Annotated in this window: 10 protein-coding genes, 1 pseudogene, 1 riboswitch and 1 other annotated feature; of the genes and pseudogenes, 9 read left to right on the forward strand and 2 right to left on the reverse strand. The window is 29.7% G+C overall.

Translation table 11 applies throughout. The features are described from left to right. Nucleotides 1–88 precede the first annotated feature (88 nt). The 3 genes from UF10_RS04055 to UF10_RS04065 all read left to right on the forward strand — a co-directional run bounded on the left by UF10_RS04055 (nt 89) and on the right by UF10_RS04065 (nt 2,680). A complete protein-coding gene (locus UF10_RS04055) occupies nt 89–790 on the forward strand; it encodes a tRNA (adenine(22)-N(1))-methyltransferase (RefSeq protein WP_106776534.1) in 702 nt (233 codons plus the stop codon). 3 nt (nt 791–793) lie between these two features. Then, on the forward strand, nt 794–1,597 hold the full coding sequence (locus UF10_RS04060) for a Nif3-like dinuclear metal center hexameric protein (RefSeq protein ID WP_106776535.1): 804 nt from the start codon (nt 794–796) through the stop codon (nt 1,595–1,597). Between the two features lie 177 nt (nt 1,598–1,774). Further along, nucleotides 1,775–2,027, forward strand: a binding site (T-box leader). Nucleotides 2,028–2,128: 101 nt separating this feature from the next. Beyond that, nucleotides 2,129–2,680 (forward strand): tryptophan transporter, encoded by a 552-nt coding sequence (locus UF10_RS04065; protein ID WP_106776536.1) that lies wholly within the window; start codon nt 2,129–2,131, stop codon nt 2,678–2,680. A 252-nt stretch (nt 2,681–2,932) separates the two neighbouring features. On the opposite strand, the gene UF10_RS04070 is transcribed toward UF10_RS04065, so the two are convergent. Then, a complete protein-coding gene (locus tag UF10_RS04070) occupies nt 2,933–5,317 on the reverse strand; it encodes a YhgE/Pip domain-containing protein (protein WP_106776537.1) in 2,385 nt (794 codons plus the stop codon). A 402-nt stretch (nt 5,318–5,719) separates the two neighbouring features. Here UF10_RS04070 and UF10_RS04075 point away from each other — a divergent pair, with 402 nt between their 5' ends. Then, a complete protein-coding gene (locus UF10_RS04075; protein ID WP_106776538.1) occupies nt 5,720–6,892 on the forward strand; it encodes an iron-containing alcohol dehydrogenase in 1,173 nt (390 codons plus the stop codon). Nucleotides 6,893–6,975: 83 nt separating this feature from the next. Next, nucleotides 6,976–7,146: riboswitch (Lysine riboswitch) on the forward strand. Between the two features lie 144 nt (nt 7,147–7,290). Then, on the forward strand, nt 7,291–9,051 hold the full coding sequence (locus UF10_RS04080) for a Na+/H+ antiporter NhaC family protein (RefSeq protein ID WP_106776539.1): 1,761 nt from the start codon (nt 7,291–7,293) through the stop codon (nt 9,049–9,051). Between the two features lie 223 nt (nt 9,052–9,274). Here UF10_RS04080 and UF10_RS04085 read toward each other — a convergent pair whose 3' ends face one another. Next, nucleotides 9,275–9,931 (reverse strand): DNA-binding protein, encoded by a 657-nt coding sequence (locus tag UF10_RS04085; RefSeq protein WP_106776540.1) that lies wholly within the window; start codon nt 9,929–9,931, stop codon nt 9,275–9,277. A gap of 220 nt (nt 9,932–10,151) precedes the next feature. On the opposite strand from UF10_RS04085, the gene UF10_RS04090 reads away from it, so the two are divergent. The 4 genes and pseudogenes from UF10_RS04090 to UF10_RS04105 all read left to right on the forward strand — a co-directional run bounded on the left by UF10_RS04090 (nt 10,152) and on the right by UF10_RS04105 (nt 14,413). After that, nucleotides 10,152–10,826: a response regulator transcription factor gene (locus UF10_RS04090; RefSeq protein ID WP_106776541.1), complete on the forward strand. Its 675-nt coding sequence runs from the start codon at nt 10,152–10,154 to the stop codon at nt 10,824–10,826. Further along, entirely contained in the window at nt 10,813–12,078 is a 1,266-nt protein-coding gene (locus tag UF10_RS04095; RefSeq protein WP_106776542.1) for a sensor histidine kinase, read from the forward strand. The genes UF10_RS04090 and UF10_RS04095 overlap by 14 nt, the downstream gene beginning before the upstream one ends. A 111-nt stretch (nt 12,079–12,189) precedes the next feature. Beyond that, a complete protein-coding gene (trxA, locus tag UF10_RS04100; RefSeq protein ID WP_106776543.1) occupies nt 12,190–12,507 on the forward strand; it encodes a thioredoxin in 318 nt (105 codons plus the stop codon). Nucleotides 12,508–12,991: 484 nt separating this feature from the next. Continuing rightward, nucleotides 12,992–14,413: pseudogene (locus UF10_RS04105) on the forward strand (alanine/glycine:cation symporter family protein). The last annotated feature ends 136 nt before the right edge of the window (nt 14,414–14,549 follow it).

Genomic DNA, 14,549 nt, shown 5'->3' on the forward strand with positions numbered 1-14,549 from the left:
TATCACAATTATATGAATTTATTAGGTATATGTCTATGTTATTATTGACATATACCTTTTTAAACTAAAAATTTATTAGGAGAAATATATGAAATTAACAAAAAGATTAGAAAAAATTGCATCTCTTGTAAGTGCTGATATAAAACTGGCAGATATAGGCACTGATCATGGCTATATACCAGTATATTTATTAAAGGAAGATAAAATAAAAAGTGCTATTTTAGCAGATATTAATAAAGGTCCCTTAAATAATGCTCGTGAAGAAATAAAAAAAATGTCTTTAGAAAGTAAAACTGATTTAAGATTGGGCAGTGGAGTAAGTGTGCTAGAAGCTAATGAAGTAGATGAAATTATTATTGCAGGCATGGGGGGCGTTTTAATCTCTGAAATAATAGAAGATGGATTGGAAGTATGCAAGTCTTGTAAGAAGCTAATATTACAGCCAATGCAGGCCCCAGAAGAGCTAAGAAGATACTTATTAGATAATAACTTTGAAATACTTGATGAACATATGGTAAACGAAGATTTTCGAATATATGAAATTATAGAGGCAAGGTATAATCCTGACTATAAGATTGAGACTGAAGATATTTACCTAGAACTAGCAAAACCACTTATAGATAGAAAAGAACCTTTAATGAAAGCTGTGATTTTGAAGAAAATAAAGGAATGCGAATCAATTTTAGAAAAAATTTCAAATAATAGTGGTGAAAGCATAGAGGCGAGAGTAAAATATTTGAAGTTGAGAAAAGAAAAGCTTGAAAATATTATTAAATCAATGGAGGATTAAGTAATGATTTTAAATGAAGTTTTAGATATTATAAATCAAAAATACCCAGAATACATTCAATATGACTGGGACAATTCTGGACTTAATATTGGTGATGAGGATTCAGAAATAAAAAAAATAATGCTTACTCTAGAGATAACTGAAAAGGTAATTGATGAGGCTATAGAAAATAAGGTTGATCTAATTATTTCGCATCATCCATTTCTATTTAGCAAAATAAATAAAATTAATAAAAAGGATATTAAAGGAAATCTTATCTATAAATTAATATCAAATTCAATCTCAGTTTATTGTATGCATACGAGCTATGATCTTGCTGCAGACGGTTTAAATGACTATCTTCTCAAACTTTTGGGTATAAGTAGTGACTATACTCTAGAGGAAGTATCTTCAAATGAAAACTATCAAAATGGTGAAACATATGGTTTAGGAAGAGTTGCTAGTCTGGAAAAAAGTATGGATGTTAGGGAATTTATATTAGAATTAAAGTCAAAACTCAACATTGATAATGTTAGATATGTGGGTAGATTAGATAAAAATATTAAAACAATAGCAATCGTAACTGGATCAGGTGCAGATTTTTTTGAAAAAGCAAAAAAACTTGATATAGACCTTTTAATTACAGGGGATATGAAATACCATCAAGCAATGGATGCCCTAGAAATGGACATGAACGTTGTTGACTGTGGACATTATGGAACGGAGCATATCTTTGCAGATTCAATTATAACTTTCCTAGAAGATAGTTTAGAGGATATAGAGATTACGATTAGCAAAAATATAGTAGATCCTTTTATGGATTTATAAATATTTTAATCAGCTAGTTTGTTTATATACTTTGATATCGGCATATAAACAAAAAATAAAGCTTATTAAATATTTTTTATATTTAGATTATACTATTTAAATTTATAGAAAAGTTCAAATAATATAAAAAAAGTACTTGACTTTATAAATTTTTTGTACTATCATTAAATCATAATAATTAATCCATTGAAGAGAAGGAGTAGCTTAATTATTCTTTTATAGAGAGTCGATGATGGTGGAATATCGACAAAGGGTACTAAGTGAATGGGTCTCAGAGGAGTGAATCGAAATTTTAGTAGACTTCACCGTGGGCTGCACGTTATAGCGGATAGGGAATCATGTCGTTCCCGAAATAGAGATATGCAGATATATATTTTTGGTATAGCTGTATAAATTAGGTGGCAACGCGAATTAGTACTTCGTCCTATTATTAGGACGGAGTTTTTTTTTACCCAATTATTCTCAATGTAGATAATTATTATAGGCATATTTAAGTCAATAATTTTAAAAGAGGAAAATGGAGGATTAAAAATGAGAAATTCAAGAACAAAGAAAATGATTTTAAATGCAATTTTATTGGGGATAGGCTTGATTATACATCAAATATTCCCTGCTCTTGGAGGCGGTGTGACACCTGATGTATCACTTGTTATGCTATTTTGTATAATGATAATGAATAGAGATGATTATAAAACATGTCTTATGTCTGGTATAATTGCAGGTATTTTTGCAGGTATGACTACTAAGTTTCCTGCCGGTCAGCTTCCAAACTTTATAGATAAGTTAATAACTGTAAATGTGATGTATGGTGTTATGAAATTAATATATGTAACTCCTTTGATTCAAAAGCTTGGAAAAAAAGGAGATCAAATAGCTATTATTATAATGACATTTATAGGAACTTTAGTCAGTGGATTTGCATTTTTATCATTAGCTTCTATAATGGTTGGCTTACCAGTAGCACTTACAAAGCTTTTTATAGCTGTGGTTTTACCAGCAACTCTAATAAACGTCGTATCAGCAATAGTTTTATTTAATGTAATTGTTACTTCTCTTAAGAGAACAAGTTTTCAATTAAATTAATAATTAACTTAATTTATATATAATAATCGTATTTACGATTTTATAAATAACAGATTTTATATAATATATAAAGTTTACCTAATAATGGCAAAGTGTATACTTTCACTCAGTATATACTTTGCCATTATATTTTTTATAAAGTACTTTTAAATGCATTATAAAAAAAACAAAAATACTAAAAAAGGAGAGATAATTATCTCTCCTTTTTCTTTTATATACTAATATCTTAATTATTTACTTTAAAGTTAAATTTTAGTGACCAATTAAGAAACTATTGTTAAACATCTTATTTAGAGGGTGTCCTAGTCTGTTAATAGGACCTTTAAATAAGATTGCAAATACAAGCGGTATAATCATAAATACCAATAGTGCCCTTAAATCATGATATAAGTTTGGAAGGTAAATACCTCCGACAGCCTCTCTACAAGCATTAATACCATATGTAAATGGTATTACACTATTTATTGCCTTGAAGAAGTCTGGTGTCATCTGTATAGGGAATGTACCTCCTGAACCACCTATTTGTATAACCAGAAGGAAGACACAGATTCCCTTTCCGACCGTTCCAAACAAGGACACCGTAGAGTATATGATGACGGTAAACACAATACTACAGAAGACCAGTATAAGTGTAAACAATACTGGATGCTTTGCGGTTACTCCTAATATAAAGAAATCTCCTAAAGCAATTATTAAAGACTGTCCTATTGCAAGTGTAATGTATAACATCATTCGCCCAAAATACTCATCAACAGCTCTATTCTTTCCAGGCACCTTAGTTGATAGGACTGCAACTAGCACTAGTCCTCCTACCCAAGCTGCAAGTACACTGTAGAAAGGTGTCATAGCAGAACCATAGTTTTCCATTTTATAAATCTTATTTTCTTTTAAGTTTATTGGATTTTTCAAAAAATCAACTCTATCAAGTATATTTGACTTAATTATACTGTTGAAATCCTTAAAATCTTTATTATTTTGTATATCTTCTATATTTTTTATTGAATCACTAACTTGTTCTTTAAGAATCTTAATCGAATCTTGAGTTATAGCTGTAGTTCCCTTAAGGGTAGAAGTGATTGATGTTGCATCTGATAGCAAGGTATTTATACCAGGATATATTTTGTTAGCATCATCCATAACCTTACCTAAATCATTTGTAACAGTCATAGTACTTCTATGAATCTTATTGATTGGATTTGAAATCTTCGTATCGAAATGTGATAACAAATCGTCAACTCGTCTATTCAAGCTATCTGATAAAAGAACCATCTTGCTAAGTGCATCACTTGATAAATCATGACCAGATTCTGCCAATCGTATAGAGTCAGATATGGTATTATTTAAGTCTTCAAGTATTTTCAAACTATCATTTAAATCTGATATAGCACTGTTAAGCAGAGGAGAGTCCCTTCTGTTTATTCTTTCTAGAACATCTATAAGTCCTTCAATCATATTTATCGTACTGTTTGTTTTAGACTTCATTCTAAGAAGCAAAGCTATAGCATCTTCATTTACTATTTCACCCTTATCCGATATTCCAGATGCCAAGTCGGAAAGCTGGCCTATCAGATCACTTGTGAGCTCTAAATCAGTTTTGATTTCAGGTGTTATATCATTGAAAGAAGTGTTTGCATCCTTAAGACTATTTTGTATACTGGAGTTTAATTTTTTAGAATCATTTATAGTTGCTTGTATATTTGGCATACCATTCTTTGTAGTATTCAAAGTTTTTTCTAAATCATTTAAAGTTTTATCTCCTGTACTAGACAGCTTATTCAAGTTATCTAACTGCCTGTCTAAACGTCTAAGAGTATCTTTCATTTTATCTAGCTTTGGATCCATATCGCCTATAGCGTTGGATACACCGCCCAAGGCTCCTAATGAAACCTTACTTACCGTTTCAACCAAAGTTTTATTTATCTGCTGGGTAATAGCATTTGCTCCACTATCAGTTATTTTAGGAGCAACAGCATTTATTTTTTCATTGACTGTATAATCTATAGTTGCTTTTTTAACCTCTTTTTTAGTTACAGAAGTTAAATCGCTTGAAAACTCAGGTGGAATAAGTATGATTGCATAGTATTCACCAGTTTTTAGGCCTACTTCAGCCTTACTTTTACTAACAAACTGCCAATCTAGAGCAGGGTTTGATTTTAAGTTTTCTACAACCTTTTCACCCATATTTAGTTCTTGCTCTCTAAACTTGTCTCCTTTATCTTGATTTACAACCGCAACTTTTAGATATTTTGTGCTTCCGTATGGATCCCAAAAGGCTTTTATATTAAACCAAGCATATAATGAAGGAACAATTGTTAGTCCCAAAATAACTACCAAAACTGCAAAATTTCGACTTAATTCTCTAAGGTCATTTTTATAGATATTGAAAACCACACGAGGGTTCATTAGATATCTTTCTTTCCATAGTTTTGGATTAAAAAACTTCTTCTTTTTCTTAGAGTTTGTTACTCTAGAAGTAGGAGTAGTTTCATTTTTATTTTTTCTATCTTTGTTTTTGATATTAGTATTTTTTTCTTTTTCTTTTACGGAACTTAGAGATTCTTTAGTATCCTTAACTGTCTCAGAATCATTCCGTACATTTTTTTTAGTATCAATATTGTTTGTCTCATTTTTTTTCATCGCATCACCTTCAAATATTATTTTTTCTAACTTCTTTTTAGAAAATTTAATATTATTATTTCGCTTTTAAATAATAATAAATCTTATCACCACCTATAAGATTATAATATAACTCTTGCTCAATGTAAAGCAAAAGAAGAAGTCTCTTTTTTTATGCTATTTTATATTAAATATATACATATAATTTTATTAATCATTTTTCCATATTTACATTTAAAAATATTATAAAAATAGTAGATATTATATAAATTATTAATATCTATAAGTTTAAAAATATTAAACTACTTAATAACATGTTAACATATATAAGTTGAAAAAAAAATAGCAAAATCTTGATTATTAAACAAAGTATAGACTATAATATAATTATAGTAATAAAATTTTATTAAGAGGTGACATAATATGTATAATTTCAATTTTCAAGTAGCAACAAAAGTGTTGTTTGGTGAAGGTCAAATAAAGCATCTTGGTGAGGAAATAGCCAAGTATACAGATAAAGTATTATTAGTTTACGGTGGAGGAAGTATTAAGAGAAATGGAATATATGATTCTGCTGTTGAACAATTAAAAAAACATAAGGTAAAGGTATTTGAACTTTCAAATGTAGATCCTAATCCTAGAATAGAGTCTGTAAGAGAAGGTGTAGCTATATGTAAGGAAAATTCAATAGGTGGAGTACTTGCTATTGGCGGTGGTAGTTCAATTGATTGCTCTAAGGTTATTTCTGCTGGTGTTAAATATGATGGAGATCCATGGGACCTTGTAGTAGATAAAAGCTTGGTAAAGGATTCTATACCAGTATTTACTGTGTTAACACTTGCGGCAACAGGTTCTGAAATGAATGGAAATGCTGTTATATCAAATATGGAGACAAATGAAAAAATTGGCACATATGGAAGATGCCTTATTCCAAAACTTTCTGTCTTAGATCCTACTTATACTTTTTCTGTTCCAGCCAGACACACTGCAGCAGGAACAGCGGATATAATAAGTCATACATTTGAAAACTACTTCACTAATGTAGATGGTGGATACTTACAGTCAAGAATGGCAGAAGCTATTTTGAAAACTTGTTTTCATTATGGTCCTATTGCCTATAATGATCCTACTAACTATGATGCAAGAGCAAATTTAATGTGGGCATCAAGTTGGGCAATAAATGGTCTTATATCTGCAGGCTCAGCAAATAACTGGTCAGTTCATCCTATGGAACATGAGCTTAGTGCTTTTTATGATGTTACACATGGAGAAGGTCTAGCAATTCTTACTCCACACTGGATGAGACACATACTAAGTGATGATACAGTTTCTAAATTTGTAGAATATGGTGTAAATGTTTGGGGAATAGATTCTTCTTTAGACAGATTTGATATTGCAAATATGGCAATAGATAAGACAGAAGAGTTTTTCACAAAAGAGTTACATATACCAGCTACTTTAAGAGAGCTAAACTTAACTAACAAAGATTTTGATAAGATGGCTAAAAAGGCAGTTCAAGTAAAGGGAGGATCTATACAAGGATTTGTAGAACTTCACGCTGAAGATGTAAAGAAAATATATGAAATGTCATTATAAAGCTGTATAATGTTTTTAAAATTAAAAATAGCTTGACATTTACTTTTATTACGATATACTTGTATATAGTGATAAGTAATTAAATAAAAGGTAGAGGAGCAAGTATTATTAGTAACTGCGTAAAAGATTGAAGCATCTGCAGCGAAAGGAGTATTTGCCGAAGTGGTGTAGTTAGCTTTATGACTATATCTACTGGGGGTGTGTATAATATGCGCATCACTGTCACAGTATTTCTGTGTTGGGCTATCATGAGTGTTTGAATCCAAGCCTCGGAAGCCTACTTCCGGGGCTTTTAATTTTGAATATTTTTATAGCTTCTAATATAATTATCCCCACTAATCAATTAATTTTGATCAGAAATTTTTATTTAATGCATATATTAAAAGGGAGGTTCTATTATGAACAAGAGAAATTTTAGAGTAGTCTTAACATCTTTAATGTTACTGGCAATGACGGTTGTTCCTGCATTTGCAGAAGATATTGACAAGATTGCACAGGCTAACTCAAACAAGTTTGGAATAATCACTATTATTCCACCATTATTAGCCATATTATTGGCATTTATTACAAAGAATGTTGTAATATCATTATTTTTAGGTGTTATGTCAGGATGTTTAATTCTTCAAGTTGGAACTGGTACTAATTTATTATCCGCAATTGTACTTTCATTTTTAGATTTTATCTCAAGAGCATTAAACTCACTAGCTGACCCATGGAATGCGGGTATTATACTGCAAGTTCTATGTATAGGAGGAGTAATCAACCTAGTTGGAAAGATGGGCGGTGCAAAGGCAGTTGCTGAATCATTAGCTGACAAGGCAAAGTCTTCAAGAAGCGCTCAGATTATATCATGGTTTTTAGGAATATTAGTATTCTTTGATGACTATGCAAACTCATTAATAGTTGGTCCTATAATGAGACCTGTATTTGATAAGATGAATATCTCTAGAGAAAAGTTAGCATTTGTAATAGATGCTACAGCAGCTCCGATTGCAGGTTTAGCTATTATATCTACATGGATAGGACTTGAAGTTGGTTTAATACATGATGCCTTTGGTAGTATTGGAGTAAATGTTGATGCCTTTGGTGTTTTTCTACAAACTATACCATATAGATTCTACAATATACTGATACTTGCTTTTATATTAATTAGTGCAATTATGGTAAGAGAATTTGGACCAATGAGAAAGGCTGAGTATATAGCTCACAGAAAAGAAAATATTACTAGTGATTTAGATCAGGGAGTAGAAGAATTAGATGATATGGCTCCTAAAGAAGGAGTAAAGCTAAGTATATGGAACGCTATAATTCCTATAGGCGTGCTAATTGTAAGTGCTCTTGTTGCATTTTATTACAGTGGATATAGCTCTATAATGGACGGAAATAACCAAGGTCTTATAACTTCTATAAATGCTAGTCCATTTTCTTTTAACAGTATAAAAGATTGTTTCTCTGCATCTGATGCATCTGTAGCACTGTTTCAATCAGCACTATTTTCTTCAATAGTAGCTATATTAATGGCTAAGTTCAAGAAAATATATACAGTATCAGAAGCAATAGAAGTTTGGATTGATGGAATGAAGACACTGATGATTACAGGTGTTATATTAATACTTGCTTGGTCACTTAGTTCTGTAATCAAGGAAGTTGGAACAGCAAAGTTCTTAATACAGTATCTATCAGGATCTATTCCAGCATTCTTATTGCCAAGTATTATATTTATACTAGGATCAATAATTTCATTCTCAACAGGTACAGCATACGGTACTATGGGTATTTTGATGCCTCTAGCAATACCTCTTGCTCACTCTATTTCACCTGAAATGGGATATGTAGTAGTTTCAACATCTGCAGTTCTTACAGGAGCTATATTTGGAGATCACTGTTCTCCTATATCTGATACAACTATTCTTTCATCAATGGGAGCAGGTTGTAATCATATAGACCATGTTAAGACACAGATGCCTTACTCATTATTCATAGCAACTATAGCTATACTGTTTGGATATATACCAGCAGGAATGGGTCTTCCAGCTATAGTAGTGCTACCAGTTGCTTTATTGGCAGTTGTACTAGGTCTTAGAATATTCGGTAAGAGAACTGATGTAGATGATAAGACTTTTGAAGCTAAGTTAGAAAAAGAAGGTATAACTTTTTAAATTTTAAAAGTTATATATTTTAAAAGACTAGGATATTTATCCTAGTCTTTTTTATATTAATTATAAAATTTTTCTTATTAAAAATTATATCTTCAAAGCCTTCGATCTATACTATATTAAACAAAATTTAATTACTATGCAAAAACAGGGTCAAAGTCTCGATATTAGATATTCACATAGTTTTAGACAAACATTTTCTTACTATTTAATATATAATCTTTAACTATATAAGATCCTTATGCTTCAATAAAAAATCCTTTATTGCAAATGTGAGCATTTCTCCCTTTTTTTCTTCTGTATTATTGCACAATCTATCAAATGCTGCCCAAACATCATTATCTACAACAGCACTTATTCTTTTCTTAGTCTTTATAATATCATCTTCAATTTTTATAGACGTTTTTTTTATTTTTGTCTTTTCTTTTATAATATCTAAGTCTTTTACTTGCATATACCAGTCATATACCTCACAAAGCTTGTCCATATCTTCTTGTGAAACAGAGACCTTGGAGTTTCTACCCTTGACCGTTCTTTTTGAACTAGCTTTTTTTGCGGGGGAAGCAGTAGTTTTTTTACTAGTAGCAGCATTTTTTTTATTTGTTGTTTTCTTTGAGCTAACACTCTCTTTCTTAGAAGCTTTTTTTTCAGTAGAACTTTTGCTATTTGCGTCTTTGTTTTTGCTATTTACTTTTTTAATTGTACTCGCTGTCTTTTTATTTGTACTTTTTGTCTTCTTTTTTAAATCTGTTGATTCAACTTTATCCTTGCCATTTTTTATATTTTCACTATTTTTTTTTCTTGAAGATTTGGCATTAGAATTTTCGTTTTTTTTCAAATCGCTTTCTAATAAATTCTCAAATTTCACTTGTTTGTTAGCCATTATATTCTCCTCTTAGTTTTATTATAATTGATTTAGTATTTATTATTATATCACAATAGATATAATGGTGTAAAAAAGCAAACTATCAATTGAAATAATTATTATAGATATGATATTATATAATATATAAAGATTTTTTATTATTTGATATTGATATAATTAAAAACACATCCAAAATAAAAAATAATTTAGCTTTAATCTTGTAAAGGAGATGAAAAAAATGAAAATATTAATAGTAGAGGATAACAAAACTCTTCAAAATGATATGAAAAAAGAGTTATCCAAGCATTTTGAAATAGAAACATGTATAGATGGAGAAGAGGGTCTATATTTAATATCACAAGGAATATATGATTTAGTAGTTTTAGATTTAATGTTGCCAAATATGGATGGAATAACTATTTTAAAAGAAGCAAGAAAGCAGGGGATAGATACTCCTATACTGATTTTAACAGCTAAGGAGTCTCTGGATGACAAAATGGAGGCCTTTACACTTGGTGCCAATGATTATCTTACAAAGCCATTTTATATGGATGAATTGGTCGCTAGAGTCTTTGCAATACTAAGGACAAACGGTAAAATAAAAGATAATAAATATCTAGAATTTAAAGATTTAAAGATAGACTCTGAGAAAAACACAGTTTATGTAAATGAAGAAGAATTAGAACTTCAAAATAAACAATTTAAATTGTTAGAGTACTTTGTTTTAAATAAGGGTTCTATTTTATTGAAAGAACAAATATATGATAGAATCTGGGGGATAGACTCAGATGCAACCATTGAAATTGTAGAAGTATATGTAAGTAACCTAAGAAAAAAATTATCAAAATATGGATATGATAAATATATTAAGACAAAAAGAAAGGTTGGATATATACTAGATGATAAACAATAATGTATTTATAAAAACTCGAAAAAAATTAATTATAAATATTATGCTAGTTGTTGAAATTTTTATGATTCTTATGAGTTTTTTTATATATAATTATTTTAAAGTAGGTATATATAATACAATAGATAGAGCTTTGCTTGATGAATTTCATTTTGTAAACAATCAATTTAGTGGTCAGTCTATAATGGATCCAATTGTACTTCAAGATCCTAAAGATATAGTGTATATATATGAAGGTAATAAAGTTATTTATTATACACAGAATAGATATTTTAGTGGAAGTGTTCCTTTAAATACTATAAATAGAGATTATGGAAATTTCTTTGAGGGATACAATGGATATAATTTTAGAACTGCGATTATAAAAAATGATCATTATGAATTTAGAATAATGAGAAATATTGATTCAGAAAAAGAAAGTCTTAGTCATATGCTAGTTCTTTTAATTTCCGCAGACTTTTTCTCTTTATTGCTAGTATATATTATAGCAAAATATCTCTCAAAAAAAGCATTAAAACCTATTGAAATGTCCTGGAACAACCAAGTTAAATTTGTTCAAGATGCATCTCATGAGCTTCGTACACCAGTGGCAATTATTCAATCAAAATTGGAAAGTCTTTTAAAAACTCCTGAATCTACAATTGAAGATGAGGCTGAAACAGTTGCTGTGGCTATGAGAGAAACTAGGCAGCTTAAAAAAATGATTTCAGAACTATTGTCTCTTACTAAGGAAGAATCAATTGTATCTGTAAATAATAGTCTATTTAGCATAGAAGATTTGTTTGCTGAAATATTTGAAAGCTATCATGAAATAGCAGAGTATCAAAATAAAACATTTGATTATAGTATAGACATGAAAAATTATAATATTTATACAGATAGAAATAAAATGACAAATCTTATAAGAATTTTAATAGATAATGCCTTTAAATATACTGAAGAGGGTGATTTTATTACTATAAAATCGTCTGAGAAGGGGAGAGATAGAATTCAAATAATAGTATCAGATACTGGTATTGGAATATCTGAAAATGATCAAAAACATATATTTGAAAGGTTCTTTAGAAGCAGTAGTGTTCGAGCAACAGAGATAGAGGGCTCTGGGATAGGGCTTTCTATTGCAGCTATTATAACTAATACCTTGGGAGGGCACATTAAGGTTAAATCTACTCTAGGAGAGGGTACGAGCTTTATAATAGACCTTGCTAGAGGCAGGGAAGTAAAAAAGAAAAAATCTAACAAGAAAAAAATGTAAGATTTTTTATTACTATTTAATTAAAAATGTTTGAAAGACCTTTTTTATGGTATTATATATAATATAAGAATACGATAAAATCGATAAAATAAAAATTTTGGAGGTAATGATATGGCAAATGTAATTAATGCACAGGATTTCGCTAAGAATGTAAAGGAAAATAAGGGAGTTGCAGTTATAGACTTTTTCGCAACTTGGTGTGGACCTTGTAATATGTTAGGACCAGTTTTCGCAGAGACAGCAGAAGAAAATAAGGATGAAGCTTTCTTTGCAAAGGTAGACATTGATCAGAGTATGGAATTAGCTCAGGAGTTTGGAGTTAATACAGTTCCTACTGTTATATTCTTTAAAGATGGTAAGGAAGTAAATAGAGAAATTGGTTTTATGCCTAAGGAAAAAATAGTAGCTGGATTAAATGCAGCTAAGTAAGTTGATTTTTTCAGTAAAATTACAACTTTTAAAAAAACACTTTCATAAAGTGTAATATAATTTGCTAATAAAAAGAGGTAGGATTTAATTTATCCTATCTTTTTTTTATTTTCAGCACACTTTAATAATAAAAATATTAAATTTATTTTAAGAAAATTCAGTGCTTTTACAGGCAATTTACTTTAAAAAATATTATTATAGCTATATTTATTTATTATATTTAAAAGTATTCCTAGTATTTAATGTAAATATGACACAAATAATAAATATTATGTAATTTGTTAAAAATATAGAATAATGCAATTGATTTTAAAAACTATGCAAAAAATATTGTAAATATGGGTATAATATTGTATAATAGTTATAAATTATGAATAATTTATTTTTACAATGTTATTTAGAGTTATTTAGAAAATTTATTTTAAGGTAACATTGCTTAGAGGAGGATTTTATGGGAATTATAAATGGGATTTATAGCGCGCTAATGTCTTTTAGTGACTTGCTATGGTCAAAAGTACTGATAATACTTCTAGTAGGAGCAGGTTTGTTTTTTACAGTCAAGACAGGCTTTGTGCAATTTAGGTATTTCAAAGAACAGTTCAAGCTTTTGATTGATAAGGAAAGTATCAAGGATGCAAAATCAAAGGGAGCAATATCATCTTTTGGAGCTTTTTGTATAAGTACTGCTTCTAGAGTTGGTACTGGAAATATAGCAGGAATAGCAATTGCAATAGTCGGTGGTGGACCAGGAGCGATTTTCTGGATGTGGCTAATAGCCATTATTGGATCAGCATCTGCTTTTGTTGAGGCTACACTTGCTCAAATTTTTAAGGTTCCAAATGGCACTGCAACAAAAGGTGGGCCAGCATACTATATGGAACAAGGTTTAAATGCAAGATGGTTAGGTGTAGTATTTGCAATATTAATAACTGTAACATATGGCTTTGTATTTAATGCTGTTCAGGCAAATACAATGTCAATTGCACTTAACAATTCATTTGGAATAAACAGAACAGTATTAGGACTTATAATTGCTGTTTTAACTGCCTTGGTAATATTTGGTGGAGTTCATAGAATATCTAAAGTAAGCGAAATAATAGTACCAATATTCGCACTATTATACATAGCTGTTGCATTAATAGTTATTTTATTGAATTTACCAGCTATTCCTTCAGCAATCAAATCAATATTTGTAGGAGCTTTTAGTACAAAAGAGTTTCTTGCTGGTACAGGGGCAGGTTTAATGACAACAATACTTACTGGTGCAAAGAGAGGACTATTCTCAAATGAAGCTGGTATGGGTTCTGCTCCAAATGCTTCAGCTACTGCTGATGTTTCTCATCCAGTAGTTTAGGGATTGATTCAATCACTAGGTGTATTTACAGATACAATTGTTATATGTAGCTGTACTGCATTTATAGTATTATTATTTAGTGGATATGGAGCTAGTGCAAACGAAGGAATTCTTCTTACTCAAGAAGCTCTAAATTTCCATCTTGGACCAGTTGGTGGAATATTCCTATCAGTGTGTGTATTTTTATTTGCTTTCTCTTCAATTGTAGGTAACTATTACTATGGAGAATCAAATATACAGTTTATGTGCAATGGAAATAAAAAGAAAGAAAAGATAATACTAAATGCTACAAGAGTTTTCGTATGCTTATTCGTGTTTTATGGATCACTAGTAAAAATGGAAGTTGTTTGGAATTTTGCCGATTTATTTATGGCACTGATGGCACTTCTAAACTTAACAGTAATTATAATTCTTGGTAAGTATGCATATTCTGCACTTAATGATTATACTTTACAAAAGAAAAATGGTATAAGTAAACCTATATTTTATAAAAATACAATACCAGAATTAAAAGATATAATAGAAATGTGGCCAGAAGAAAAAGAAAATTAATTTATTATTAAAATAAAGGAAAGGAATCGATTTCAATCGGTTCCTTTTTTAAATAGAAAAATTAGTTTTAAGTATAGAAAGCTAGATATAATAAGTATAGAAAGCTAGATATAATAAGTATAGAAAGCTAGATATA

The organism is Peptostreptococcus russellii (assembly GCF_003012055.1).
Classification (GTDB): Bacteria; Bacillota; Clostridia; order Peptostreptococcales; family Peptostreptococcaceae; genus Peptostreptococcus; species Peptostreptococcus russellii.